Here is a 25,268-nt window from a genome sequence, read left to right as displayed (position 1 = left end):
ACGCGATCAAAGGTCAGAAAAAAGGAACGGCTGACGAAGCCCGTCAGTCACTACTTAGGCCACTGGAATACGCCTGAGGAGTTCACGCCTGATGAGTACCAAGAAGCCTGCCGCCACCCAGAGTGCCGTGGCCGGGTCCGATACCCCGGACCGCCATAACACCAACACCAAGCTCGACAGCCTGGAAACGTTTCGCTCCGATGCCACTGAGCAGGCCTTGCGTACCAACCAGGGCGTGAAGGTGGCGGACAACCAGAACACCCTGAAGGCCGGGGCCCGCGGGCCATCGTTGCTGGAAGATTTCATCATGCGTGAAAAGATCACGCATTTTGATCACGAGCGGATCCCGGAGCGCATCGTTCACGCTCGTGGCGCTGGTGCCCATGGTTATTTCCAGAGCTATGAAAGCCACTCTGTGCTGACCAAGGCAGGTTTCCTGCAGGATCCAGCGAAGAAAACCCCGGTCTTCGTACGCTTTTCCACGGTTCAGGGGCCGCGTGGGTCTGGCGATACCGTGCGCGACGTACGAGGTTTCGCGGTGAAGTTTTTCACCGATGAAGGCAATTTCGATCTGGTGGGCAACAACATGCCGGTGTTCTTCATTCAGGACGCCATCAAGTTTCCCGACTTTGTGCATGCGGTCAAACCCGAGCCACACAACGAAATCCCTACCGGGGGGTCGGCCCATGACACCTTCTGGGACTTTGTCTCGCTCGTGCCGGAGTCGGCGCACATGGTGATGTGGGCGATGTCCGACCGGGCGATCCCGAAAAGCCTGCGCAGCATGCAGGGCTTCGGCGTGCATACCTTTCGCCTGATCAACGCCGAAGGAAAATCGCGGTTCGTCAAATTCCACTGGCGCCCCACGGCCGGCACTTGCTCGCTGGTGTGGGATGAGGCGCAGAAGCTTGCGGGTAAAGATACCGACTACCACCGTCGTGATTTGTGGGAGTCGATCGAGGTCGGCGACTATCCGGAGTGGGAGTTGGGGGTGCAGGTCATCGAAGAAGAGAACGAACATGCCTTCGATTTCGACATTCTTGACCCCACCAAGCTGATCCCCGAAGAGTTGGTCCCTATCACGCCACTGGGCAAGATGGTGCTGAACCGCAACCCGGACAACTTTTTCGCCGAAACCGAGCAGGTCGCCTTCTGCCCCGGACATATCGTCCCGGGAATCGACTTTTCCAATGACCCTCTACTGCAGGGGCGATTATTTTCCTACACCGACACGCAAATAAGCCGACTCGGCGGGCCGAACTTTCACGAGATCCCGATCAACCGCCCGGTGTCACCCTTCCACAACGGCCAGCGGGATGCGCAGCACCGCACCACTATCGACAAGGGGCGTGCCTCCTATGAGCCAAACTCCATTGATGGCGGCTGGCCAAAGGAAACGCCGGCCTCCGTTCAGGACGGCGGGTTCGATAGCTACCCGGAACGCATCGACGCCAACAAGATTCGCCAGCGCAGCGAGTCGTTCGCGGACCACTTCTCCCAGGCTCGCTTGTTTTTCCACAGCATGAGTGAACATGAACGGGAGCACATCATCTCGGCCTATAGCTTTGAGTTGGGCAAGGTTGAGCGCGAGGCGATTCGCGCCCGGGAAGTGAACGAAATCCTCGCCAATATCGATCTGGAGTTGGCCAGGCGTGTGGCGCAGAACCTTGGATTGCCTGCGCCCAGTCGAGGAACCATCGAGGTGCGCAAAACCTCACTGGATCATTCGCCGGCATTGAGCCAGGCCAATCTGTTGCCGGAGAGCATCAAGACGCGGAAAGTCGCGATTTTGGCGGCGAACGGTGTCGATGGCGCCTCGATCGATGCAATGAAGAAAGCGCTGAAAGCGGAGGGCGCCCACGGGAAGTTGTTAGGACCAAGTTCGGCGTCAGTGAAAACGGCCGATGGCAAAACCCTGGCTGTCGATGCTTCGATGGAGGGATCGCCGTCGGTGACGTTCGATGCGGTGTTCGTGCCGGGTGGAGCAGCGTCGATCAAGTTGTTGAGCACTGACGGTGTGGCGCTGCACTACCTGTTGGAGGCATACAAGCATTTGAAGGTTATCGCCTTGCAGGGCGAGGCGAAGCAGTTGCTGGATGTGTTGAAGCTGGAGGCGGATGGGGGATTGATCGTGGGCGCGGATGTAAAATTGATCAAACCGTTTCTGGTCGCGATCGGGCAGCATCGGGTTTGGGACAGGGAGGCGAAGGCCAAGGCGATTCCGGCCTGAGGGTTTTACTGCCAGACAGGACGCCTTCGCGGGCAAGCCCGCGATGCTTTTCAGGGTTTACGCGGGCTCAGAACCATCTGCGCCGGAACACCGCGCAAAATCTGCCGCTCGAGCTTCAGATCAAACTCAGGATCGAGTTTCTTCACCCGTTTGGTCAGCAAGTTAGCCAGCCAGGGGTAATCGTTGGTGCGTGGAGCCTGAATGCTTACGTCGCACTCAAAATTCACCACATCGGCGGCGATGGCATCCAGTTGGCGACGCAGTTTGCCCATATCGTTGATATTCAGCACGACCGTGGTGCTTTCAGCCGTCAGGTCGATGACCTTGGCTTTTGGCCTGGCTTCGGCAGCCTTTAGGGCGGCTTCGGCTTTTTCCAGCTCGGCCTTGCGCGCCTGGGCAATCGAGCCGTTGACTCCACCGGTCAGTGCCGGAGCCTTGGGCATCAATGCGCGGGCACGGCTCAGGGCGGTCGCGGCGGCATCCACGTCACCCTTTTGCAACACGCTCTGGCTGCGGCGCAGATAGGCTTCCGCCAGTTGCCGCTGGTATTGCTCAAGGGAAGCATCGTTGGGCGTTTCGGCCTGCAGGGCTGCCAATTGGTCTTCGGCGATGGCCAGTTCATCGCTGGCGATGTTTTGTTCCAGCTGCACGATGGCCGTGGCCCGCGCATCCGCGGCCTCGGTGGCCGCCGGTGGCGTGCTTTGGCAGGCGCCCAGCAGCAAAGAAAATGCGACAAGGAGCAGATAACGGGAGGCGAACGACTTCATTCCTGCGACTCTCTATTTGCGCAAAAAACGAGCAAGTCTACACCCCTCGACGGGGCAGAACAAAACTCAGCAGAAATAGCGCGGCGGCCGTCACCACAATCGACGGGCCGGCCGGGGTGTCCTTGAACCAGGACAGCGCCAGCCCGCCACACACGGCGAGTATGCCCAGCAGGCTCGCGCCCAGTGCCATCTGTTCCGGCGAGCGGGCGTGACGTTGTGCCGCAGCCGCCGGGATGATCAGCAACGAGGTGATCAGCAATACGCCGACGATTTTCATCGCCACGGCAATCACTACGGCGATCAACAGCATCAGGGCCAGGCGCAATCCTGCGACCGGCAGGCCTTCGACCCTGGCCAGTTCTTCGTGCACCGTGATCGCCAGTAATGGGCGCCACAACGCAACCAGCAAGGCCAATACTGCAGCGCTGCCGCCAAGGATCCAGGCCAGATCGGTCGGACTGATCGCCAGCAGGTCACCGAACAGATAGGCCATCAGGTCGATCCGCACTTCGTGCATGAAGCTTAGTACCACCAGGCCCAGAGAGAGCGTGCTGGGTGCGAGAATTCCCAAAAGCGTGTCGGACGCCAGCGGCTGGCGTTGTTGCAAAGTCACCAGCATCACCGCCAACAGCAAGCAGCCAACGGTGACGGCAACGGTCGGGCTGACATCCAGCAGGAAGCCCAGGGCCACGCCGAGCAATGCCGCGTGGGACAGGGTGTCGCCGAAATAGGCCATGCGCCGCCAGACCACGAAAGACCCCAGGGGGCCTGCGACGACGGCCAGGGCCAGGCCTGCAAGCAGGGCGTAGAGCAGAAAATCAGCCATGCTTGCAGCTATCTCCGTGAACATGGGGTTGGCCCGATGCGGGCGCCTTGACCACCGAGCCGTGCAAGTCGTGGGCGTGGTCGTGATGGTGGTGATAAATCGCCAGGCTTTGTGCGTTCTTTCCGAACAGCTCGACGAAAGCCGGATCGCCGCTGACCTGCTCGGGATGCCCGGAGCAGCAGACGTGGCGATTGAGGCAAACCACCTGATCCGTGGTGCTCATCACCAGATGCAAATCGTGGGAGACCATCAGCACGCCGCAACCGTGACGGTCGCGCAGGCGGGTGATCAGGCTGTACAGCTCGGCCTGGCCGGCTACGTCGACACCCTGTACCGGTTCGTCGAGTACCAACAGTTCCGGTTCGCGCAACAAGGCACGGGCCAGCAATACGCGCTGCATTTCGCCACCGGAAACGCTTTGCACCGGGCTGTCGATCACCTGTTCGGCGCCGACTTCATTGAGTGCCGCCAAGGCCATCGCACGGTCCACGCCCGGCACCAGTCGCAAGAAACGCAGGACCGACAGCGGGAGGGTCGGATCGACATGAAGTTTTTGCGGCATGTAACCGACCCGCAGTTTCGGCTTGCGCCAGACGCTGCCGCTGTCCGGTTTCAACAGGCCGAGCACGGCTCGCACCAGGGTGGTTTTGCCGGCGCCGTTGGGGCCGATCAGGGTAACGATCTGCCCCGGCTCGACGCTCAACTCGATGTTGTCCAGCACCGGTTGCCCGGCGAACGTGACGGCAACCTGCTCAAGACGGATCAGCGCGTTGCTCATCTAGCCCCCTGGCAACCCGAGCAGAGACCAACCACTTCAACGGTTTGGCCTTCGACGACGAACCCGACATCCCTGGCGCAGGCGATGATCGCGTCGCTGATGGATTTCTGCTCAAGTTCGATCGCGGCGTGGCATACACGGCAGATCAGGAATTGACCCTGGTGGGCATGTTCCGGGTGATTGCAGCCGATGAAGGCGTTGAGCGAGGAAATGCGATGGACCAGGCCGTTCTCCAGCAGGAAATCCAGCGCACGGTACACCGTCGGCGGCGCGGCACGGCGACCGTCCTGCTCGCTGAGAACCGCGAGAATGTCATAGGCCCCCAGCGGCTTGTGGCTTTGCCACACCAGTTCCAGCACTCGCCGGCGCAACGCGGTCAGGCGCAGGCCTTGACGTGCACACAGGGCATCGGCCTCGGACAAAGCGCTGTGAACGCAATGTGAGTGGTCGTGGGGACGGCTGGCGATCGGTGTTTTTAGCATGAGCGGCGACGAGGTTTGTGAGAGACGTTATTATGTTACCCGTTCTCGCCTCTTCGAGTGGTCATCGTGTCCCGACTTTTTTCTGTTTTTGTCGCATTTATCGCAAGTTTTCTGCTGATCGGTCCGGCGCAGGCCGAGGTCAAGGTCCTTACCACCATCAAGCCTCTGCAGTTGATCGCCGCGGCGGTGCAGGACGGCGTGGCGATCCCCGAGGTTTTGCTGCCACCGGGTGCCTCACCGCATAACTATGCGTTGCGCCCTTCCGACGTACGCAAGGTGCAATCGGTGGACCTGCTGTACTGGATCGGCCCGGACATGGAAGGCTTCCTGCCACGGGTACTCAATGGTCGTACGTTGCCCAACGTCGCCGTGCAGGATTTGCCAGGCATGAAACTGCGCCGCTTTGCCGAAGATAGCCACTCCCACGCCGAAGAGGCCGAAGAGGCCGAAGACCACGACCACGATCACCGTCCGGGCAGCCTGGATGCGCACCTGTGGCTATCGCCGGTCAACGCCCGGGTCATCGCCACGAAAATGGCGGCGGACCTGAGTGTCGCCGATCCTGACAATGCCGCGCGCTATCAGAGCAATCTGAAAGCCTTCGACGAGCGTCTCGATGCGTTGGATGCGCGTCTGAAGAGACGCCTGGCCGATGTTCAGGGCAAGCCTTACTTCGTTTTCCACGAAGCCTTCGACTACTTCGAAGACGCCTACGGCCTCAAGCACGTGGGCGTATTCAGCGTCGCGGCCGAAGTGCAACCCGGTGCCCAACATGTCGCGGCGATGCGTGCGCGTTTGCAGGAAGTCGGCAAGACGTGCGTGTTCAGCGAACCACCGCTGCGGCCGCGCCTGGCGGAAACCCTGGTGGCGGGTTTGCCGGTGAAACTGGCTGAGCTGGATGCGCTGGGTGGGTATACGCCGGCGACTGCTCAGGGTTATGAGCAGTTGTTGGAGAAGCTGGGGAATGATTTGGCGGGGTGCCTGGAGTCGTTGTAACCGCACCAGACATGTGGGAGCGAGCTTGCTCACTCCCACAGGGTTGCGGTGACCCTGCAGGAGCGAAGCTTTTAAAGGGCGAAAGGCAACGGCGTATTGACCGTCTGCCGTTGCGCCAGGCGCGACTGGAACTCCATCGGATCGTGAATCAACACGTCTTGTCCGGCGAATGACTCCGCCGCGATCAGGCGTGACAACCAGAACCGTACGCAAGCCACCCGCAGCATGGTCGGCCACAACTCGGCTTCGGCGGCGGTGAACGGTCGCAGGGCTGCGTAAGCGCCGAGCAAGGCCCGCGCTCGCGGTCCATCGATCACGCCATCGTCGTCCGAGCACCAGTCGTTCAAGGCAATCGCCACGTCGTAGAGCATCGGCCCGGAACAGGCGTTGTAGAAATCGATCAGCCCGGTCAGGTGCGTGCCTTCGAACATCGCGTTGTCCCGGAACAGGTCGGCGTGAATGTTCGCCCGCGGCAGTGCCAGGATTTTTTCTTTCTGCCGGGTGATTTCTTCCAGTGCCCGTTGCAGCAGGTCTTTCTGTTCGGCACCCAGGTGCGACAAAAACTGCGTGCCCTCTTCCAGCATCCAGTCCAGGCCGCGATCGGTTTTGCGCTTGATCATGTTGGCCTGGGTCGCCAGGTGCAGGTGGCCGAGCAACTCACCCACCTGCGCGCAATGTTGCGCGTTGGCTTGCTTGATGTGCTTGCCGGCCAGGCGCGGTTGCAGCAACGCAGGTTTGCCTGCCAGTTCGCGCAAGGCCACGCCGTCGGTGGTGCGCAAGGCGTAAGGCACCGGCAGGTCGGCGCTGTGCAGCACGTCGAGCAGTTCGATGAAGAACGGCATTTCCTGAACCGGACCGCGCTCGACCAGGGTCAGGACAAACTCGCCCTGCTCCAGGCTGATAAAGAAATTGGTGTTTTCGCTACCGGCGGCAATCCCCTGGAAATCAAGCAGGCGGCCGAGGCCATAAGGGGCGAGAAAAGCTTCCAGCTCGGGCCGAGCCAGGGGGGTGAACACAGACATGTTTAAGCTGCCAGTACGGGCGCCGCTGTTGAGCCGGCGCCGATTAAAGTTAAGGACGACTTACCACTTAAATATTTCCCACGCCGGAATCAGCATATCCGGGTAGTCGGAGCGGACGAAGTTACCCTCCGAGCCATCCGCTCGCACCAGGAAATACGGCTTGCCAACCTTCGGGGTGACCTTGATGGCGTACAAAAAGCCGTTTTGGCGGTATTCCTGAATGGTTTTATCGCCTTCCGTGCGAATGGTTACATCCGGATCTGCCGATGGGGCGTCATCCGCCGCCATGACGGCCAAAGGTGTGATTGCAAACAAGCCAGCCAGCAACAGGCGATTTAGTGTGCGCATGATAACCTTGTCCCTTTGTCGTCAACGGTCCCGCTATTCTAGCGCCGGACCCGCCGAAAAGGTTGATCCTGCTCATGAGCCAAGCCCCCCTCGTCCTGGTGGACGGTTCTTCTTACCTGTACCGCGCCTTTCACGCGCTGCCACCGCTGACCACGTCCAAAGGCCTGCCGACCGGCGCGGTCAAGGGCGTGCTGAACATGCTCAAGAGCCTGCGCAAGCAATATCCGGATAGTCCGTTCGCCGTGGTGTTCGACGCCAAGGGTGGGACTTTTCGCGATGAGATGTTCGCCGAATACAAGGCCAACCGCCCGAGCATGCCCGACGACATGCGCGTGCAGATCGAGCCGCTGCACCAGAGTGTGATCGCCCTGGGCTTCCCGCTGCTGTGCGTCGAAGGCGTCGAGGCCGATGACGTAATCGGCACTCTGGCCCGCAGCAGCGCGGCGGCGGATCGCCCGGTGATCATCTCCACCGGTGACAAGGACATGGCGCAACTGGTCGACGGTCACATTACCTTGGTCAACACCATGACCGGTAGCAGCATGGACGTGGAGGGCGTGAAGGAGAAATTCGGCGTCGCTCCCGAGCAGATCATCGATTATCTGGCGCTCATGGGCGATTCTTCCGACAACATTCCGGGTGTTCCAGGTATCGGTCCGAAGACCGCTTCCGGTCTGCTGGTCGGTGTGAACGGCGGCCTGACCGAGCTCTATGCGCAGCTCGACATCGTGCCGACCCTGCCGATTCGCGGCGCCAAGACCCTGCCAGCCAAGCTCGAAGAGCACAAGGAAATGGCTTTCCTCTCCTATCGGCTGGCGACCATCAAGGTCGACGTGCCACTGGACATCGGTCTCGATGACCTGCAAATGGGCGCGGAAGATCCGGCGAAACTCTACGAGTTGTACACCCTGCTGGAGTTCAAGAGCTGGCTGAACGACCTGGATCGCGACGCCAAACGCCTGGAGCTGAGCGCTGCCGCTGAGCCGGGGCCGGTCGTTGATCTGTTTAGCGCCACCGAGGTCGAGGCCGCCGTCGTGGTGGTCACTGAAGCCCGATATGAAACCATTCTGGATCAAGCGCGGTTCGATGCCTGGCTGGAAAAACTGAACAACGCCCAACTGTTTGCCTTCGACACCGAAACCACCGGTATCGATGCGCAGCAGGCGCAACTGGTGGGCCTGTCGTTCGCGGTGCAGGCCAACGAAGCGGCCTACATCCCGTTGACCCACTCCTACATCGGCGTACCGCAGCAACTGGACCGCGACACGGTCCTGCGCGCGCTCAAGCCGATTCTGGAAGATCCGAACAAGCTCAAGGTCGGCCAGCACGCCAAGTTCGACATGAACATCCTGGCCAACTGCGCCATCGGCGGCGATCAGGCAAACGGCATTACCGTGCGGGGTATCGCCTTCGACACCATGCTTGAGTCCTACGTGCTCAACTCCACGGCCACGCGCCATGACATGGACAGCCTGGCGCAGAAGTACCTGGACCACACCACGGTAAGTTTCCAGGACATCGCCGGCAAAGGCGTGAAGCAGCTGACGTTTGATCAGATCGCTCTGGAGCAGGCCGGGCCTTACGCCGCCGAAGATGCGGATATCACCTTGCGTCTGCACCAGACCCTGTTCGAAAAGCTCTCGGCCATTCCGAGCCTGGCCAGTGTGCTGACCGACATCGAAATCCCGTTGGTGCCGGTATTGGCGCGTATCGAGCGCCAGGGCGCATTCGTCGACGCCGCCTTGCTGGGCGTGCAAAGCATCGAACTGGGCGACAAGATGGTGGCGCTGGAGCGTGAAGCCTTCGAGATTGCCGGCGAGGAATTCAACCTCGGTTCGCCCAAGCAACTTGGCGTGATCCTTTACGAGAAGCTTGGCCTTCCGGTGTTGAAGAAAACCGCCAAGGGCCAGCCCTCCACCGCCGAAGAGGTGCTGGCCAAACTGGCGGAAGACGACTATCGATTGCCGAAAGTGCTCATGGAATACCGCTCCATGAGCAAGCTGAAAAGCACCTACACCGACCGTCTGCCGGAGCAGATCAATCCGCGTACCGGGCGGATCCATACCTCGTACCACCAGGCTGTGGCATCCACCGGGCGGCTGTCCTCCAGTGATCCGAACCTGCAGAACATCCCGGTGCGCACCGCCGAAGGGCGTCGCATCCGCCAGGCCTTCGTGGCCCCGGCCGGTTACAAGCTGCTGGCGGCGGACTATTCGCAGATCGAACTGCGGATCATGGCTCACCTGTCCCGGGACGAAGGGCTGATGAACGCCTTCCGCCACAATCTGGACGTACACACCGCGACCGCCGCCGAAGTGTTCAAGGTCGAACTGGCCGACGTGACCTCCGACCAGCGCCGCAGCGCCAAGGCGATCAACTTCGGCCTGATCTACGGCATGGGCGCGCAAAAACTCGGCAAGGACATCGGCGTCGACACCAAGACCGCCAAGGCCTACATCGATACCTACTTCGCTCGGTACCCCGGCGTTCGCCAGTACATGGACCGCACGCGTGCCCAGGCCGCCGAGCAAGGTTATGTCGAGACGTTCTTCGGCCGTCGCCTGTACCTGCCAGACATCAACTCCAACAAGCCGCAAGAGCGCGCCGCCGCCGAACGCACGGCGATCAACGCACCGATGCAAGGCACCGCGGCGGATATCATCAAGAAAGCCATGGTCGCGGTGGATAACTGGCTGACCGCGTCGGGCCTCGACGCCAAAGTCATCTTGCAGGTGCACGATGAGCTGGTGCTCGAGGTGCGTGAAGACCTGGTCGACCAGGTTCGCGATGAAATTCGCGTGCACATGAGCGAGGCAGCGAAACTGGATGTGCCGTTGCTGGTCGAAGTGGGTGTCGGAAACAACTGGGATGAGGCTCACTGAGCCTTCTTGTAGGAGCGAGCTTGTTCGCGATGGAGTGTCAGGCACATCGATTTCGACTGAAATTCCATCGCGAGCAAGCTCGCTCCTACAGAAAATTGTCGTGTTCTGTTGCGGCATAGTGCCGCGGGGCGAAAACAGCTTAGTCCGAAAGGCAGTCAGAGTTATTTCAAAGCTATTTGAAAAAAATCTGAACTAATCTTGCATACCACCACTCAGAGTTACTGAATGGCTGGTGAAGCCCTTCGATGCTCCTATGTTGTGTTAAGTGTTGGCAGATATCTGGACCCCGCCCTAGCGGTCTAGAGCTTGAACCCCGGAACTTCTCCCTCCCCATATGAAGCCCGGGGTTTTTTTTGCCCCGAGAAAACTGCCTGCGTGCGCCGCAGGCAGTTTTCGGCACTTACTGAGCTTCTGCCTCGACACCCTTGTCCGCCAGCTCCATCCAGCCAGCCAGTACGGTGTAGGCATCTTCCAGGCCCATGCGTTTCGGGGCCGAAAACAGCTGGATTGTCACCAGATCGCCCCAGCCCTTGCGGATTTCCGCCTGAACCTTGAGCAGTGTGTTCTTGGCCGCGCCATAGGTCAGCTTGTCCGCTTTGGTCAGCAGAATGTGCATCGGCATGCCGGCAGCCACGGCCCAGTCGAGCATCAGCAGGTCGAAGTCGGTCATCGGATGGCGGATGTCCATCATCAGGATCAGACCTTTCAAACTCTCGCGACCACCCAGATATGCCTCCAGGTGACGCTGCCAGTGTTGCTTGAGCGGGATCGGTACTTTTGCATAACCGTAACCCGGCAGGTCGACCAGACGGCGTTCATCGTCTAGCTTGAAGAAGTTCAACAGCTGTGTGCGCCCCGGGGTTTTCGAGGTGCGCGCCAGGCTGGCGTGGGTCAGGGTGTTCAAGGCACTCGACTTGCCGGCGTTGGAACGCCCGGCGAAGGCGACTTCGAAGCCCTCGTCATCCGGACATTGGTCGACTTTGGCGGCGCTGAGCATGAAGGTGGACTGTTGGCACAGACCGAGGATGGGATTCTTGAGTTGCATGGGATTTCCGATGTGGGCGGCGCCAGGAATGGGGGCGGCAAGCAGTGTCGCTTCCGTTTCAGTGACGCCAGTATATAATGCCGCAGATTTTGTGTGCGCTTTGTCCCAGCGTAGGATGAAGTTCACGAGAGCGACAGACCTTGATTGCGCACTAGAACGCAGCTCGCTCTCAACCCTGAAAAGGTCGTTTTATGACGAAATGGCTGCTAGCTGCCGGTGTCTTGATGCCGCTTTACAGCGCTCAGGCTACACAGGATCCGCAAGCTGTGTACAACCGTGTTTGTGGTGCCTGTCATTCCGGCCAACTCCCCATGGCGCCGAAAAAAGGCGATCAGGAAGCTTGGACGCCGAGGTTGGCGAAAGGTATGGAGACGCTGGTGCAACACGTGACCCAGGGTTTCAAGGCGATGCCGCCGCGTGGTTTGTGCATGGACTGCAGTGCCGAGGATTACCAAGCCATCATCCTTTGGATGAGCGAGTAAGCCCGGTCCATAACTCTTAACCCTTAGCCGTAGTTGGATTAGCTGATGAAGAAATTGATCGTGAGTCTGCTGTTGACCGTGGGCATCTCCGGCATGGCCCATGCTGCAGGTGAGGCAGTACAACCGGGTGATGCAAAAGCCGGCCAGGCCAAAGCCGCCGTCTGTGGCGCCTGCCACGGCCCGGATGGCAACAGCATGGCGCCAAACTTTCCAAAACTGGCGGGTCAGGGTGAACGCTACCTGACCAAGCAATTGCACGACATCAAGTCGGGCAAGCGCACCGTTCTGGAGATGACCGGCCTGCTGACCAACCTGAGCGATCAGGACCTGGCGGACATCGCCGCCTACTTCGCCAGCCAGAAAGGCAGCGTCGGAGCCGCCGATCCGAAGATCGTCGCTCGCGGTGAAGCCCTGTTCCGTGGTGGTGACCTGGCCAAGGGCCTGCCAGCCTGCACCGGTTGCCACTCGCCAAATGGCGCAGGTAACGCGGCTGCCGGTTTCCCGCACCTGGGTGGCCAGCACGCTCAATACGTCGGCAAGCAATTGGTCGATTTCCGCAAGGAAGACGGCGGCCGTACCAACGACGGCGATACCAAACCCATGCAGAGCATTGCCAAGAAGCTGAGCGACGAAGACATCGCCGCGGTGTCCAGCTACATTCAGGGCCTGCACTAAGGCCGGTGGATCGGGCGTTGAACGGCGTGCTGATCGCCTGCAACGTTAACGCTCGATTAATCCGTTGCAACGAGTATAAAAAGGGTGGCCTTGGCCGCCCTTTTTTGTGGCCGCTGCCGTTACACTACAGAACTCAAGCCCGCCAGGATCTGTCTGAAAACAACCGCGCGAGGCGAAAAAATTGTCCAGGAGTAAAGCATGCGTAATCTGATCATCAGCGCCGTTTTTGCCGCTGCCAGCCTGTTCGGCATGACTGCCCAGGCTGCTGACGCCCCCGCCGCACCTTATGTCGAACTGAGCAATCCGGTTCCGGTCGCCGTGCCTGGCAAGATCGAAGTGGTAGAGCTGTTCTGGTACGGCTGCCCGCATTGCTACGCTTTCGAGCCGGTGATCAATCCTTGGGTCGAGAAGCTGCCTTCGGACGTGAACTTCGTGCGCATCCCCGCCATGTTCGGTGGTGCGTGGGATGCTCACGGTCAGATGTTCCTGACCCTTGAAGCCATGGGTGTCGAGCACAATGTTCACGCCGCGGTGTTCAACGCGATTCAGAAAGAACACAAAAAACTGACCGACAAAGACGACATGGCCGACTTCCTCGCTACCCAAGGCGTGGACAAGGACAAGTTCCTCGCGACTTTCGACTCTTTCGCTATCAAGGGTCAGATCGTCAAGGCTCGTGAACTGGCCAAGAAGTATGAAATCTCCGGCGTTCCAACCATGATCGTCAACGGTAAGTACCGCTTTGACGTGGGTTCTGCCGGCGGTGCCGAGCAGGCTCTGCAACTGGCCGACAAACTGATCGACAAAGAGCGGGCGGCTAACAAGGCTGCCGCCAACTAAGGGCAGTCACTGCCATGCGCCGATGGGGCACTGAACGCATCGTTGGCCTTCATGATCCGCGGGTCAACGAACATCATCTGGAGTCCACGGGCCTGCCCGCAGACAGTCGTCTGCGCTTGCTCAGTTTCAATATCCAGGTCGGCATCAGTACCGAGCGCTATCGGCATTACCTGACCCGGGGCTGGCAGCACTTGCTGCCGCACACCGGGCGTGCCGACAATCTGCAGAAAATCGGCAATTTGCTGGGCGATTTCGATCTGGTCGCCTTGCAAGAGGCCGATGGCGGCAGCCTGCGATCAGGCTACGTCAATCAGGTCGAACACCTGGCCCAGCTCGGTGCCTTTCCCTACTGGTATCAACAACTCAATCGCAATCTTGGTCGCCTGGCCCAGCACAGCAATGGCGTGCTCAGCCGATTGCGCCCGTGGGCAATTGAAGATCATCCGTTGCCGGGGCCAAAGGGTCGCGGAGCCATTCTGGTACGGTTCGGCGAAGGTCCGGAAGCACTGGTGGTGGTCATGATGCACCTGGCGTTGGGCGCCCGGGCACGCAGTCTGCAACTGGCCTATATCCGCGAGTTGATTGGCGACTACAAGCATCAGGTACTGATGGGCGACATGAACACCCATGCCAGTGACCTGCTGCAACATTCCCCGTTGCGCGATCTCGGCCTGCTCGCGCCGCAACTGGAAGCGACGTTTCCCAGCTGGCGCCCACAGCGTTGCCTGGACCATATCCTGCTGAGCCCGAGCCTGACCCTGGAAAAGGTCGAGGTGCTGGCACAGCCCATTTCCGATCACCTGCCGGTCGCGGTAGAGATTCGTTTGCCGGGTTCGCTCACGGCCGATGCATTGCCCGCGTTGAGTCCTGCCCCTCGCGGATCCCATGAATGAGCGACGAAGCACAGCGCTGGAAAGAGAAATACCTCAAAAGCATCGAACAACAGGAAAAGCTCGAACGTCGCTGGGACGCGCGGCTCGACTTGCTGCGTCGCGGGCTGGTGCGCAGCACCCTGGCGGCGGAAGGTACAGACCGCGCGGTTGACCAATGCATGAAGGAAATGCGCGAGGTCGTGCGCACCGATGACATGGACGCCGGCCTGGCCGCGCTGATTCCACGCCTGGAAAAAGCCGTGCTCGACTCGGAGCAGCGACGGGAAACCCGGGTCAACCAGACCAGTGCCGCCCTGACTGCGCTGGTCACGCAATTGCAAACATTACCGCTGCCGCGGGATGTGAGCCGGCCACTCAAGAGTTTCGCCAAGCAGCTGGAGGCGCGGGTCAGTCAGGCACGTGAGATACCCTTGCTGCTCAGCGAGCTGAGTGGCTTGCAGGGCCAAGCCCTGAGCCAGCTGGAGACCCCGACGGAGAACGGCCGGCCGGGCTTGCTGCAGCGGTTGTTCGGCGGTCGTGAAGCGGAGGAGGCGGCATCAACGGTTATTTCTCCTGACCTGGTCCCTGTAGCCGAGAACCCTGCGGCAACTTTCGAGATTCCCCCTGCTGAGCGGGTTGAAGACGACTCCGCACCGACCGAGCCAACCGTGGCTGCGCCTGCCCCGGCAGTCGTGGCTTTTGCCTCCCCGGCTGCGGAGTCTCAACCGGCCAGTGCCGCCGCGACAGAAATCGAACAGGCCGAGCAACCGACACCGGAAACCATCTCGACGCTTTCTGAGTCGGAAACAAACCCCGACGAGCTGACCACGCAAGCATTGCCGGATAGCTTGCCTTTACCTCCGATGCCCATGGAGGACGTAGCCGCCGTCGATCAGGCACCCTCCGAACACGACATTCTCTACGCACTCCCGGATTCCCCCGAGCCCTCCTACAGCTCGGTGGCCAGCCACATCGAAGACACGCTGCTGGGGCTACTCGACGATCTGACATTGCCCGAGCGTCATCGCCCGCAAGCCGAATCCATGCGCGATCGTCTGAAAAACGGTCTGAACTGGTACGAATTGCTGCCGATCCTCGACGACTTCGCCACCTTGATGCTGGCCATTACCGACAGCGGCCAGCATGAGTTCGAAGCCTATCTGCAACGACTGAACGAGCGCCTCGAATCGTTCCAGAGCAACCTGCAGGCCGCCACCGCAGGACACGCCGACAACCGTTCGGCTGCGCGGCAGATGGACACGCAGATCCGCGAACAGGTCGATGGCCTGCAAAGCAGCATGCAGGAAGCCGCGGACCTGGAAGATCTCAAGCACGTACTGGAAAACCATCTCGAAGGCTTGCTGGGCACCATGGATCAGCACCAGAAGCAGCGCGATGAGCGTGAGCAAGAAGTCGCTGCGCGCCTGCACAGTCTGGCCGAGCGGGTCGCCCATATGGAACAGGAGGCCCAGGGTTACCGCGAGCACCTAGAAGAGCAGCGGCAGAAGGCATTGGTCGACCCGTTGACCGGGCTGCCCAACCGCGCGGCCTGGAGCGAGCGCCTGCATCATGAAGTCACACGATGGCAGCAACATGGCAACACGCTGTTGCTGGCCATGCTCGACCTCGATCATTTCAAGCGCATCAACGATAACTACGGGCACCTGGCCGGTGACAAAGTGCTGAAAATCATTGCCAGCGTGTTGCGCAAGCGGCTGCGCGGGACGGATTTCATTGCCCGGTTTGGCGGCGAGGAGTTTGTGCTGTTAATGCCATCCACGGTGCCGGCGGCGGGGCTGAAGTTGCTGGAAAGCTTGCGGGCCTCCATTGAGGCCTGCCCGTTCCACTTCAAGGGAGAGCCGGTGACCATCACCGTGTCTATCGGGATGACGGCGTTCAGGCCGGGTGAACATGGCGATCAGGTGCTTAAAAGAGCCGATCAGGCGCTGTATCGCGCGAAAAATGCCGGCCGCAACCGGGTGGAACCCAGCTGACGGTTATTTGTTCCATTTTGTTTAATTCGATGGGATTACCGTCTGCCAGCAAGGCATTACGTTACACTGTTGCATTATTGTCTTGTGTGTAATGCCTTTCGCCATGAAATATTTTGCTCTGATCGTATCGCTGATTGTGCTTGCCGGCTGTGCCAGCGGTCCTCGTTTCGACACTAGCCACCCTTCGGCCAATTACGACAGCCGCGTGCAATTTGTGGTGGTGCATTACACCAATGCCTCGCTGGAGCGTTCATTGCAATTGCTGACCCACGGTGAAGTCAGCAGCCATTACCTGATCGGTGACGACAAGGGCGCCACCATCTACAAGCTGATGGATGAAAACGTGCGGGCCTGGCACGCCGGGGAGAGCGAGTGGGATGGCCGAACCTGGCTGAATTCCAGCTCCATCGGTATCGAAATCGTCAATCCGGGGTTCAAGGACACCCCGACCGGACGCCTGTGGTATCCCTACACCGAAGATCAGGTCCAGTCGTTGATCGTGTTGCTCAAGGACATCAGCAAGCGTCACGGCATAAAACCTCGCGACATCATTGGCCATAGCGATATCGCACCCTTGCGCAAGCTGGACCCGGGGCCGCTGTTTCCCTGGAAGCGTCTGGCTTTTGAAGGCCTGGGCATCTGGCCGAATGAACAGTCGGTGGCACGCCAGCAAATGTTGTTCGCCGAGCAGTTGCCGAGCATCAGCTGGTTTCAGGCGCAGTTGGCCCGCCTGGGTTATGCTTCGCCACAAACCGGCGAGCTCGATGTCGCGACGCGACATGTGATCGCGGCATTTCAGATGCATTTCCGTCCGGCGCGCTTCGATGGCACTCCGGATGCGCAAACTGCCGCGCTATTGTTGGTGTTGAATCAGACAAAATAATGACGCCCGCCCGACGGTCAGGGCTTTTTTCCAATCAGCAGCTATAACTCATTGGTAATCCTTCGGATATTTCACAATGACTGCTGCTCGAGAGACCTTCCGTAGTTGGTTCCATCGCCCCTGGTTCCTGGGGCTGATGTCTACTGTCTTGAGCGCAACGTTATTGATGGCCGGCAGCCTGTTCGTCGCCATACACCAGGTCGAGCAAAACGAAAGCGAAGAAATGAATGCTCAGGGCGAACGCTTCCTCGCCCGTCTGGAACAGCTCTTCGGTCAATTGCGTGAAAGTCTTGACGACCTTGAAGCGCAACCGTTGCGCGGCTGCGATGCTGAAATGATCGCAACCTTGCAGCAGGTTTCGTTCAATTATCGCTTCGTCTACGAAGCCGCCTACATGGACTCCTCGCGAATCTGCTCCAATCGCCCCCGCCAGGAAGGGTTGTCGCTGAGTCGATCGCCAGACATCAAAGGCCCGACTTACAGCTATTGGCTCAACACCACCACCGAACCCGATGAAAACCGCGCCGCGCTGATGCTCGGGCGCGGGAATTTTCGGGTCGCGACCTCTCGCGGGCATTTGACCGATATGGTCGACCTGTCGCCGGGCAGCAGCTTACTGGTGGTCCTCGACCATGGCGCGCGCGCGATTCCGGTGCTCGGCGCTTCTCAGGTCTGGCCGCCGACCGAGGCCTGGCCACCGAAAAACCGTGATGCGCTGCAGATCACCCAGGCACGCCTGATATACCGCATGCCCACCGACAACCCGGAATATCAATTGGTGTTGATCAGCCCACGCACCGGCATGCATATCCCGGCGGTCTGGTGGTGGTTGTTGCCGGCCAGCCTCGGGCTGGGCACCTGTGTTGGGTTCCTGGTGTTTCTGCTGGTACGCCAGCGGCAGTCGCTGGACGCCGAACTGACCGGGGCGATTCGCCGTGGCGAGTTGCAGGTGCTGTATCAACCGATCTTCGACCTTGATAGCCGCAACTGTGTCGGGGCTGAAGCACTGCTTCGCTGGCGCAGGCCGGACGGCACCCTGACCAGTCCCGACCTGTTCATTCCGATGGCGGAGAACACCGGGCAGATTCGCCAGATGACGGACTTCGTCCTGCAACGCCTGCTCGAGCAACTCGGCCAGTTGCTGCGTGCCAACCCGCAGTTGTACATCTCGGTCAATCTCGCGGCGTGTGATGTGATGGTTCCGCGGATCGGCCAGGTGATGGCGCGGCTGCTGACCCTGCATCGCGTCGCTGCGCGGCAAATTGCCTTTGAAGTCACCGAGCGCGGGCTGGTCGATGTGGTGGTGGCCCGGGAAAACCTGCAAGCGCTGCGGGATGTCGGGCACCAGGTGTTGATCGATGACTTTGGCACCGGCTATTGCAGCCTCGCCTATTTGCAGACCCTGCCGGTCGATTGCCTGAAAATCGACAAGGCGTTCATTGATGCGCTGGGCCATGACGCCGCCAGCAGCGGCGTGGCCCCGCACATCATTCACATGGCCCAGTCGCTGCACCTGAAGGTGATTGCCGAGGGTATCGAGCATGAGGCTCAGGCCGCGTTCCTGTGCAGCGAAGGCGTGAAGTTCGGCCAGGGCTGGCTTTTCGCCCGCGCGCTGAGCGCAGTGCAGTTCACTGAATTGATTACCCGGGGGCGTCGTCGGGGAGGCCGGCGCCTGGATGATGAAGCGTGAGGGTGATCTACACGGTCAGCGTCATATAGAACTGAGTACCCTGCCCCGGCCGTGAATAGACGCCTATCCGCCCGCCATGCAATTGCACGATTTCCTTGCACAAGGCCAGCCCGAGCCCTGCCCCGCCTTTCTTGCGTCCAACCTGCACGAACGGCTCGAAGATACGCCCCTGCTGACCGTAGGCAATGCCTTCACCGTTGTCCTCGACACTGATGATGACCCGGTCTCCGTGCCGCCGGGCCTGCAGGCGTATCCGCCCACCGGAGCCGGTGTGACGCAAGGCGTTGTCGAGTAAGTTGTCGAGTACCCGGTCCAGTTGTGGCGGGTCGGCCTGCAACCGCGGCAAAGGTCCCTGCACTTCCACCAGCAGATTGATCTCCTTTTCTTCGGCCGCCGTGGCAAAGCGTGACTGTGCCTGTTCCAGCAACGCCTCGATGGAGCACGGCGTCAGGGTGAGTTTCTGCAAACCGTTCTGGTAACGGGAGAAATTCAGCAGGTCATTGATCAGCTGCATCAGCCGCTGCATCTCTTCATTCACGGTATCGAGCAGGTCGGCTTCCCGGGAGTCCGGAGCAAAGTGCGCGCGCTCACGGAACAATCCGAAGGCCATGTGCATGCCGGTGACCGGTGTGCGCAACTCATGGGAAGCGCGCAATACAAATTCGCTGCGTACCCGTTCGAAGGCTCGTTGTTCGGTGACGTCATGCAGCACCATCACGGCACCCAGGATATGGCCCTGGGTATGGCTGACCGGGGTCAGGCTGTAGGTCAGCAGTCGAGACTCGCCATCGACTTCGACACTCAAGTCTTCCGGTGCCCGCTCCAGCGTGCCCCCGCGCAGCACCAGTTGCAGCTGCTCATCGAGCTCGGGGCGCTCCAGCGCCGTGCCCAACCCCTGACCCAGACGATCGGACTCCCAGCCCAACTGACGCTGGGCCACAGGGTTAAGGTGTTCCAGATGGCCCTGGCGGTCGATCATCAGCAGTCCGTCGTCAATGCTGTCGAGCACGGCCTGCAAGCGTTGCTGGCCGGCCAGCAGCTCATCGACGTTGGTGGCCTGATGTTCGCGCAGCGCCTGGGCCATGATCCCGAAGCGCCGGGTCAGTTGGTTCAGTTCCATCGCCGAAGAAATCGGCAGGGTGACATCGAAATTGCCCTGGCCGATATTGTCCGCCGCCTTGGCCAAGGCCTCGATGGGCTCCCCGAAACGTCGGGCAATGGCCTGCGCGGTCACGAAGCCGATGATCAGCACTGCCAGCCCCACCAGGCCAAGCAACCCGGCAATCAGCAGTGCCTGCTCCCGGGCCTGGCGCTCGGTACCGCTGATGTTATCCAGCGCGCGCTTGTGCTCGGCGATCAGACCGTTGCGTAGCGCGTTGAATTTTTCCGTCAGGTTGTCGTGGCTGCTGAGCACATTCGACGGGTCCGGGGAGGTTTCATAAGCCTGGATAAAGCTCTCGTAGTCGGCCTTGGCTTTTCTGAAGCCGTGCTCGCTTCCGGTTTCTGCCGGCTCCTGGGCGATGCCTTCCTCCAGCAATTCGAAGTAATGCTGCTTCGAGGCGGCGAAAGCGGCGGAGTCAGGCTTCTCGCTGAGCATGATGATCAGTTGATCACCCAGGGTCTGACGCAGCTTTAGCCCCAGGTCCAGGGTGATGAAGTTACTGCGGATCAGTACTTCCTGGCTTCCGGCCATTTGCATCACGCTGACCAGCCCGAGCAAGAGCCCGAGCAACGCGACGGTGATCAGTGCGGAGATGCTCAGGAAAAGCCGGGTCCGCAATTTCAGCGGCAGTTTCATCGGCTAATGCTCACAAGTTGTACTGCTTGCGTTTGCGGTACAGCGTCGAGGCGTCGATGCCGAGGGTTTTCGCCGCTTGATCCAGGGTGTCGGCGGTGGCGAGGACCGCCCCGATGTGAGCCTTTTCCAGCTCCTCCAGGCTCAATGCCGCGCCGATGTGCGGTGCATTGTTGACCGGGGTTTCGGCCATGCCCAGATGACTGATCTCGACCCGTTCCTGCGGACAGATGATGCTTGCCCGTTCAATCACATTGCGCAGCTCACGGATGTTGCCCGGCCAGCGATAGCCCAGCAGTGCTTCCCGGGCCTCGTCGCTGAAGGCGCGCGCGGGACGGGCGTACTCCTTGACGAAGCGCGCCAGGAAGCGGTCGGCCAGGTTGAGAATATCTTCGCGGCGTTCGCGTAGCGGTGGCAGGTGCAAGGTAATGACATTCAGGCGATAGAGCAGGTCTTCACGGAAGCGACCGTCGCGCACCATGTCCTCAAGGATGAGGTTGGTGGCCGCAAGGATGCGCACATCGGCACGGCGGGTCACCGGATCACCGACGCGCTCATATTCCTTGTCCTGAATAAAACGCAGCAACTTCGGCTGCAATGCCAAGGGAAAGTCGCCGATCTCGTCGAGAAACAGCGTTCCGCCGTCGGCCTGGCTGACTCGCCCCAAGGTACTTTCGCTGGCGCCGGTGAAGGCGCCGCGGCTGTGGCCGAAGAGTTCGCTTTCCATGAGCTCGGCGGTCAGCGACGGGCAGTTGATCGTGACGCAGGATTTTTTCGCGCGTTTGCTCCAGCCGTGAATGGCTTGGGACAGTTCGCCCTTGCCGGTACCTGACTCACCCAGAATCAGGATATTGGCATCGGTCGTGGCAACCTGGCGGGCGGTTTCGAGTACCACTTTCATGGCCGGGCTGTGGGAGTCCAGACCATCCTGGGGCTTGCGCACCTCGCCTTCCAGGGCTTCCAGTCGCGCCGAAAGTTGCCGCACTTCCAGTTGCTTGGCGGCGGCCAGCCGCAATTGATCGGGGCTGCACGGTTTGACCAGATAGTCGACGGCGCCGGCCTGAATCGCATCCACTGCCGTGTCGACGGCTGAGTGGGCAGTGACGATCACCACCCGCATCCAGGGTGCCTGGATACGCATTTGGGCCAGCACATCGAGGCCGTTGTCTTCACCCAGGCGCAAGTCGAGGAAGCAAAGGTCGAAGACCTGCCGCTGCAACAAGACTTCTGCCTGCGCGGCGCTGGTGGCGGTGGCCACGCTGTAGCCTTCGTCTTCGAGGCAGTAACGGAAAGTACGCAGGATGGCGGACTCATCATCCACCAGAAGAATGCGGCCTTGATGCCCAGTGGCGGATTCCATTTTCCTACGCTCCTTAATGAATGATCTTAATTTAGTCCCGGAGAAATCGGGCAAGTTGCATGATTGATTCTGAGCCTTTCCTGTTCAGGCAGAGTAGCTCTCATCCGATGCATCGGTTAGCCACATGATTTTGCGGGTCTTTTGATTGATACCCGGTCTCTGCCGGCGGCCAGCGTGAGTGTCTGACCTGCGCACCCTCCTCTCAATTCAAAAAATTTAAGCCTTCCTTCAATTCAATCGTGCAATACGCACGACGGCACAAGGGGCATCGTGCAGGATGCGCGCGGAGTGGTTTCTTTGATGCTAATAACACATTGATATTAAAGGAAATATTTTCGAATCAAGGCTGGCATGCGCCCTGCAGTTGTCTGGTTAACCAGGGCATTCATAAGCAAGCGCCCGCTATCGAATACCGACCCCCAGTGGCAGGAGCTCCAGGATGAAACGTCAACATGCCGCCCACCTGCACCTCTGGCCTGTGCATATCCAGCAAGGACTGTTTGCTGTTCTGGCGCTGTTGATCACCCTGATCGGCGGCCAGCAGTTTCTGCGCTGGGAGCTGAGCCGGCAGCCGGAAGCTCCATGCCTGTCGATTGCGCATCCGGCCCAAACCCATTTCAGCGCTGTCAGCCGCGAGCAGGCCGATAGCACCCCGACGCGCATGATGGATGTCGACCAGACCGGGCCTGTGGGTGAGATACGTCATCAAGAGCGTTGGGTGTTCTAGGCAAAACTTCCGCCGCACCCCATGCGCCGGGAAAACGCAGCACCTCTAAACAGAAGCGTAAGGAGAATCACCATGTTGAGCTGGGCAATCACATTCCTGATCATCGCCATCATCGCCGCTGTACTGGGCTTCGGTGGTATCGCGGGCACCGCCACGGGTATCGCCAAGATTCTGTTTATCGTGTTCCTGGTGATGTTCATTGCCTCCTTCTTCTTTGGCCGTCGCGGTCGAGGCTGATATGAGAGGGGTGTTCAAGACACTGGCAGCCGCCCTGCTGTTGGGCGGTAGTGCCATGGCATGCGGGCTGGCGTTTCCCCGGCATGCCTGACCTGCGCATGCAGGGCTTGTTGGCAGGACAGAATTTGTACACGAAGGAGGTCACAGCGCCTCTTTCCACCTGCGCCACCTGAGGAGGGTCGGCGCATGACCAAGGGGTCGGGACGTTCTGCCTGTTTCAGGGGCGGAGTGACCTACAGGTACAGGGAGTGCCTGCGCAAGGGCCGGGTCAGGAAAAGCTGCTGCGCAAGTTCGTCGGACCGCCAAGGCTCGACGGGCTTGCGAAGGGCTTGATCAAGCAACACTTTGAAATAGAGCGCTCGTCCCGTTTCATCACTGTTTTCTCGTCCTTGTCCTTGTTACGTCGGAAAATACTTTTCCCGGTGTTTCATCTGCGACCGTATATCGAGAAAAATCACCTTTCTTTGGCCGCGATTTTTCCCTTCGTCCTGCGGGATTTTGCTGAAAAACCAACGCTCGGCCACTGCTCAAAAAATATTCAATCTGCTCTGTGATGGCCGGTTCACGGCACTTATGCCTGCCGAAATGTCGTATTCGAACCGGTTGGGACGCGCGTTTCGCTAAAAAAACCTCATGCCGATTCGGCATGGGGTAGGCGTTTACGGCATTAGACGGCGCTCCCTTGCATCGGAATAGTTGCGCCTTTTTTCGCCTGCCAGAGAGCTGCAAACACGAGCTCCGGGGCACCTTATACGGGGGGCAGATGCACTGGACTTTTTCGCCATAAGCGTTCCAGTTCGCGCATCTCCCTGAGTCAAACAATAAGTAAGGGTAAAGATATGAAGAAGGCAAAGCTTAGCCTCGCCTGGCAGATCCTCATCGGTCTGGTATTGGGGATTGCAATCGGTGCGCTGCTCAACCATTTCAGTGCCGAAAAAGCCTGGTGGATCAGCAACGTTCTGCAACCGGCAGGCGATATCTTTATCCGTCTGATCAAGATGATCGTGATCCCGATCGTCATTTCCTCTTTGATCGTCGGCATTGCCGGCGTCGGTGACGCCAAGAAGCTGGGGCGCATCGGCTTCAAGACCATCATCTACTTCGAGATCGTCACCACCATCGCCATCGTGGTCGGTCTGCTGCTGGCCAACCTGTTCCATCCGGGTGCCGGCATCGACATGAGCACCCTGGGCACTGTGGATATTTCCAAGTACCAGGCCACGGCGGCCGAGGTTCAGCATGAACACGCGTTCATCCAAACCATCCTCAACCTGATCCCGTCGAACATCTTCGCGGCGATGGTTCGCGGCGAAATGCTGCCGATCATCTTCTTCTCCGTATTGTTCGGTCTCGGTTTGTCGAGCCTGCAGGCAGACCTGCGCGAGCCGCTGGTGAAGATGTTCCAGGGCGTATCGGAAAGCATGTTCAAGGTCACTCACATGATCATGAACTACGCCCCGATCGGCGTGTTCGCACTGATCGCGGTGACTGTGGCCAACTTCGGCTTCGCCTCGCTGATACCGCTGGCCAAACTGGTGATCCTGGTTTACGTCGCCATCGCCTTCTTCGCTTTCGTGATCCTGGGCCTGATCGCTCGTCTGTTCGGGTTCTCGGTGATCAAGCTGATGCGCATCTTCAAGGACGAGCTGGTACTGGCCTACTCCACCGCCAGCTCTGAAACCGTGCTGCCGCGAGTGATCGAGAAGATGGAAGCCTACGGCGCGCCGAAGGCCATTTGCAGCTTCGTGGTGCCGACCGGTTACTCGTTCAACCTCGACGGCTCGACCCTGTACCAAAGTATCGCGGCAATCTTCATTGCCCAGCTGTATGGCATCGACTTGTCGATCAGCCAGCAACTGCTGCTGGTACTGACCCTGATGGTCACCTCCAAAGGCATCGCCGGTGTACCGGGCGTGTCCTTCGTGGTGCTGCTGGCCACCCTGGGCAGCGTCGGTATTCCGCTGGAAGGCCTGGCGTTCATCGCTGGTGTCGACCGCGTCATGGACATGGCCCGTACCGCACTGAACGTGATCGGCAACGCCCTGGCCGTTCTGGTTATCGCTCGTTGGGAAGGCATGTACGACGACGCCAAGGGCCAGCGCTACTGGAACTCCCTGCCGCACTGGCGCAGCAAGGAAAAGCTGCCAGCCGGCGAAGTTTCCAGCAACTGACACAAATCCCCCTGTAAGAGTGAGCCTGCTCGCGATAGCGCAATTTCGAACAACAGAGATGTTGAATGTACCGCCCTCATCGCGAGCAGGCTCGCTCCTACAGTGAGCAGTGCAGGCAGTAACAAACAAACCCCGGAGAAATCCGGGGTTTGTCGTTTCTGGCCAC

The 25,268-nt window shown here is 59.8% G+C and carries 23 protein-coding genes; 14 read left to right on the top strand and 9 right to left on the bottom strand.

Annotated features, from left to right (window positions below):
- Positions 1–91 precede the first annotated feature (91 nt).
- The gene (katE, locus tag ACM6J5_RS26190) at positions 92–2,230 is read left to right on the top strand and encodes a catalase HPII (RefSeq protein ID WP_095942979.1); all 2,139 of its coding nucleotides are present in this window, start codon (positions 92–94) and stop codon (positions 2,228–2,230) included.
- A gap of 50 nt (positions 2,231–2,280) precedes the next feature.
- On the opposite strand, the gene ACM6J5_RS26185 is transcribed toward katE, so the two are convergent.
- The 4 genes from ACM6J5_RS26185 to zur are packed head-to-tail and all read right to left on the bottom strand — an operon-like array spanning position 2,281 to position 5,083.
- Entirely contained in the window at positions 2,281–2,997 is a 717-nt protein-coding gene (locus ACM6J5_RS26185; RefSeq protein ID WP_414929619.1) for a PA5502 family lipoprotein, read from the bottom strand.
- Between the two features lie 37 nt (positions 2,998–3,034).
- Positions 3,035–3,823 carry a zinc ABC transporter permease subunit ZnuB gene (gene znuB, locus ACM6J5_RS26180; RefSeq protein WP_414929618.1) on the bottom strand — a complete coding sequence of 263 codons (789 nt, stop codon included), beginning with the start codon at positions 3,821–3,823 and terminating at the stop codon, positions 3,035–3,037.
- Positions 3,816–4,601: a zinc ABC transporter ATP-binding protein ZnuC gene (znuC, locus tag ACM6J5_RS26175; RefSeq protein WP_414929617.1), complete on the bottom strand. Its 786-nt coding sequence runs from the start codon at positions 4,599–4,601 to the stop codon at positions 3,816–3,818. Before znuC ends, znuB begins: the two co-directional genes overlap by 8 nt.
- A complete protein-coding gene (zur, locus tag ACM6J5_RS26170) occupies positions 4,598–5,083 on the bottom strand; it encodes a zinc uptake transcriptional repressor Zur (RefSeq protein ID WP_095942977.1) in 486 nt (161 codons plus the stop codon). Before zur ends, znuC begins: the two co-directional genes overlap by 4 nt.
- A 66-nt stretch (positions 5,084–5,149) precedes the next feature.
- On the opposite strand from zur, the gene znuA reads away from it, so the two are divergent.
- Positions 5,150–6,079, top strand: a complete 930-nt coding sequence (gene znuA, locus ACM6J5_RS26165) for a zinc ABC transporter substrate-binding protein ZnuA (RefSeq protein WP_414929616.1) — start codon at positions 5,150–5,152, stop codon at positions 6,077–6,079.
- A 71-nt stretch (positions 6,080–6,150) separates the two neighbouring features.
- Here znuA and ACM6J5_RS26160 read toward each other — a convergent pair whose 3' ends face one another.
- Positions 6,151–7,101 carry a homoserine kinase gene (locus ACM6J5_RS26160; protein ID WP_150671867.1) on the bottom strand — a complete coding sequence of 317 codons (951 nt, stop codon included), beginning with the start codon at positions 7,099–7,101 and terminating at the stop codon, positions 6,151–6,153.
- Between the two features lie 60 nt (positions 7,102–7,161).
- Positions 7,162–7,449: a DUF2782 domain-containing protein gene (locus tag ACM6J5_RS26155; RefSeq protein ID WP_095942975.1), complete on the bottom strand. Its 288-nt coding sequence runs from the start codon at positions 7,447–7,449 to the stop codon at positions 7,162–7,164.
- Positions 7,450–7,523: 74 nt separating this feature from the next.
- Between ACM6J5_RS26155 and polA the strand changes: the two genes are divergently transcribed.
- Positions 7,524–10,331, top strand: coding sequence for a DNA polymerase I (gene polA, locus ACM6J5_RS26150; RefSeq protein ID WP_414929615.1), 2,808 nt, complete (start codon positions 7,524–7,526; stop codon positions 10,329–10,331).
- A 400-nt stretch (positions 10,332–10,731) separates the two neighbouring features.
- Here polA and yihA read toward each other — a convergent pair whose 3' ends face one another.
- Positions 10,732–11,376 carry a ribosome biogenesis GTP-binding protein YihA/YsxC gene (yihA, locus tag ACM6J5_RS26145; protein WP_414929614.1) on the bottom strand — a complete coding sequence of 215 codons (645 nt, stop codon included), beginning with the start codon at positions 11,374–11,376 and terminating at the stop codon, positions 10,732–10,734.
- Between the two features lie 191 nt (positions 11,377–11,567).
- On the opposite strand from yihA, the gene ACM6J5_RS26140 reads away from it, so the two are divergent.
- The 7 genes from ACM6J5_RS26140 to ACM6J5_RS26110 all read left to right on the top strand — a co-directional run bounded on the left by ACM6J5_RS26140 (position 11,568) and on the right by ACM6J5_RS26110 (position 18,812).
- Positions 11,568–11,858: a c-type cytochrome gene (locus tag ACM6J5_RS26140; protein ID WP_095942973.1), complete on the top strand. Its 291-nt coding sequence runs from the start codon at positions 11,568–11,570 to the stop codon at positions 11,856–11,858.
- A gap of 45 nt (positions 11,859–11,903) precedes the next feature.
- A complete protein-coding gene (locus ACM6J5_RS26135; protein ID WP_095942972.1) occupies positions 11,904–12,533 on the top strand; it encodes a c-type cytochrome in 630 nt (209 codons plus the stop codon).
- 198 nt (positions 12,534–12,731) lie between these two features.
- Positions 12,732–13,373: a thiol:disulfide interchange protein DsbA/DsbL gene (locus tag ACM6J5_RS26130; RefSeq protein WP_095942970.1), complete on the top strand. Its 642-nt coding sequence runs from the start codon at positions 12,732–12,734 to the stop codon at positions 13,371–13,373.
- Between the two features lie 14 nt (positions 13,374–13,387).
- A complete protein-coding gene (locus tag ACM6J5_RS26125; RefSeq protein ID WP_057712592.1) occupies positions 13,388–14,266 on the top strand; it encodes an endonuclease/exonuclease/phosphatase family protein in 879 nt (292 codons plus the stop codon).
- Positions 14,263–16,239: a GGDEF domain-containing protein gene (locus ACM6J5_RS26120; RefSeq protein ID WP_414929613.1), complete on the top strand. Its 1,977-nt coding sequence runs from the start codon at positions 14,263–14,265 to the stop codon at positions 16,237–16,239. Before ACM6J5_RS26125 ends, ACM6J5_RS26120 begins: the two co-directional genes overlap by 4 nt.
- A 103-nt stretch (positions 16,240–16,342) precedes the next feature.
- Positions 16,343–17,122: an N-acetylmuramoyl-L-alanine amidase gene (locus tag ACM6J5_RS26115; RefSeq protein ID WP_095943056.1), complete on the top strand. Its 780-nt coding sequence runs from the start codon at positions 16,343–16,345 to the stop codon at positions 17,120–17,122.
- 76 nt (positions 17,123–17,198) lie between these two features.
- Entirely contained in the window at positions 17,199–18,812 is a 1,614-nt protein-coding gene (locus tag ACM6J5_RS26110; RefSeq protein WP_095942968.1) for an EAL domain-containing protein, read from the top strand.
- Positions 18,813–18,819: 7 nt separating this feature from the next.
- Here ACM6J5_RS26110 and ACM6J5_RS26105 read toward each other — a convergent pair whose 3' ends face one another.
- Together ACM6J5_RS26105 and algB are read right to left on the bottom strand one after the other, a co-directional pair.
- Complete coding sequence (locus ACM6J5_RS26105; protein WP_150671864.1) at positions 18,820–20,610, bottom strand: ATP-binding protein; 1,791 nt, start codon at positions 20,608–20,610, stop codon at positions 18,820–18,822.
- A gap of 10 nt (positions 20,611–20,620) precedes the next feature.
- Positions 20,621–21,967, bottom strand: coding sequence for a sigma-54-dependent response regulator transcription factor AlgB (gene algB, locus ACM6J5_RS26100; protein WP_414929612.1), 1,347 nt, complete (start codon positions 21,965–21,967; stop codon positions 20,621–20,623).
- 439 nt (positions 21,968–22,406) lie between these two features.
- Between algB and ACM6J5_RS26095 the strand changes: the two genes are divergently transcribed.
- The 4 genes from ACM6J5_RS26095 to gltP all read left to right on the top strand — a co-directional run bounded on the left by ACM6J5_RS26095 (position 22,407) and on the right by gltP (position 25,102).
- Positions 22,407–22,694 (top strand): hypothetical protein, encoded by a 288-nt coding sequence (locus ACM6J5_RS26095; protein WP_414929611.1) that lies wholly within the window; start codon positions 22,407–22,409, stop codon positions 22,692–22,694.
- Between the two features lie 72 nt (positions 22,695–22,766).
- A complete protein-coding gene (locus tag ACM6J5_RS26090) occupies positions 22,767–22,931 on the top strand; it encodes a DUF1328 domain-containing protein (protein ID WP_095942964.1) in 165 nt (54 codons plus the stop codon).
- Positions 22,932–23,179: 248 nt separating this feature from the next.
- On the top strand, positions 23,180–23,485 hold the full coding sequence (locus ACM6J5_RS26085) for a hypothetical protein (RefSeq protein WP_414929610.1): 306 nt from the start codon (positions 23,180–23,182) through the stop codon (positions 23,483–23,485).
- Between the two features lie 285 nt (positions 23,486–23,770).
- A complete protein-coding gene (gltP, locus tag ACM6J5_RS26080) occupies positions 23,771–25,102 on the top strand; it encodes a glutamate/aspartate:proton symporter GltP (RefSeq protein ID WP_095942963.1) in 1,332 nt (443 codons plus the stop codon).
- Positions 25,103–25,268: the final 166 nt, after the last annotated feature.

The sequence above is a fragment of the Pseudomonas sp. IT-P74 genome, from assembly GCF_949768175.1.
Lineage (GTDB): Bacteria > Pseudomonadota > Gammaproteobacteria > Pseudomonadales > Pseudomonadaceae > Aquipseudomonas.
This window is presented reverse-complemented; position numbering and strand designations above follow the sequence as displayed.

Bases quoted from the DNA above. Each gene is read 5' to 3' on its own strand.
- ACM6J5_RS26095 (WP_414929611.1), top strand. From the start codon at position 22,407: ATGAAACGTCAACATGCCGCCCACCTGCACCTCTGGCCTGTGCATATC.
- ACM6J5_RS26155 (WP_095942975.1), bottom strand. From the start codon at position 7,449: ATGCGCACACTAAATCGCCTGTTGCTGGCTGGCTTGTTTGCAATCACA.
- ACM6J5_RS26090 (WP_095942964.1), top strand. From the start codon at position 22,767: ATGTTGAGCTGGGCAATCACATTCCTGATCATCGCCATCATCGCCGCT.
- ACM6J5_RS26135 (WP_095942972.1), top strand. From the start codon at position 11,904: ATGAAGAAATTGATCGTGAGTCTGCTGTTGACCGTGGGCATCTCCGGC.
- polA (WP_414929615.1), top strand. From the start codon at position 7,524: ATGAGCCAAGCCCCCCTCGTCCTGGTGGACGGTTCTTCTTACCTGTAC.
- yihA (WP_414929614.1), bottom strand. From the start codon at position 11,376: ATGCAACTCAAGAATCCCATCCTCGGTCTGTGCCAACAGTCCACCTTC.
- algB (WP_414929612.1), bottom strand. From the start codon at position 21,967: ATGGAATCCGCCACTGGGCATCAAGGCCGCATTCTTCTGGTGGATGAT.
- gltP (WP_095942963.1), top strand. From the start codon at position 23,771: ATGAAGAAGGCAAAGCTTAGCCTCGCCTGGCAGATCCTCATCGGTCTG.
- znuB (WP_414929618.1), bottom strand. From the start codon at position 3,823: ATGGCTGATTTTCTGCTCTACGCCCTGCTTGCAGGCCTGGCCCTGGCC.
- ACM6J5_RS26130 (WP_095942970.1), top strand. From the start codon at position 12,732: ATGCGTAATCTGATCATCAGCGCCGTTTTTGCCGCTGCCAGCCTGTTC.
- ACM6J5_RS26140 (WP_095942973.1), top strand. From the start codon at position 11,568: ATGACGAAATGGCTGCTAGCTGCCGGTGTCTTGATGCCGCTTTACAGC.
- ACM6J5_RS26115 (WP_095943056.1), top strand. From the start codon at position 16,343: ATGAAATATTTTGCTCTGATCGTATCGCTGATTGTGCTTGCCGGCTGT.
- katE (WP_095942979.1), top strand. From the start codon at position 92: ATGAGTACCAAGAAGCCTGCCGCCACCCAGAGTGCCGTGGCCGGGTCC.
- ACM6J5_RS26105 (WP_150671864.1), bottom strand. From the start codon at position 20,610: ATGAAACTGCCGCTGAAATTGCGGACCCGGCTTTTCCTGAGCATCTCC.
- zur (WP_095942977.1), bottom strand. From the start codon at position 5,083: ATGCTAAAAACACCGATCGCCAGCCGTCCCCACGACCACTCACATTGC.
- ACM6J5_RS26185 (WP_414929619.1), bottom strand. From the start codon at position 2,997: ATGAAGTCGTTCGCCTCCCGTTATCTGCTCCTTGTCGCATTTTCTTTG.
- ACM6J5_RS26120 (WP_414929613.1), top strand. From the start codon at position 14,263: ATGAGCGACGAAGCACAGCGCTGGAAAGAGAAATACCTCAAAAGCATC.
- ACM6J5_RS26125 (WP_057712592.1), top strand. From the start codon at position 13,388: ATGCGCCGATGGGGCACTGAACGCATCGTTGGCCTTCATGATCCGCGG.
- ACM6J5_RS26160 (WP_150671867.1), bottom strand. From the start codon at position 7,101: ATGTCTGTGTTCACCCCCCTGGCTCGGCCCGAGCTGGAAGCTTTTCTC.
- ACM6J5_RS26110 (WP_095942968.1), top strand. From the start codon at position 17,199: ATGACTGCTGCTCGAGAGACCTTCCGTAGTTGGTTCCATCGCCCCTGG.
- znuC (WP_414929617.1), bottom strand. From the start codon at position 4,601: ATGAGCAACGCGCTGATCCGTCTTGAGCAGGTTGCCGTCACGTTCGCC.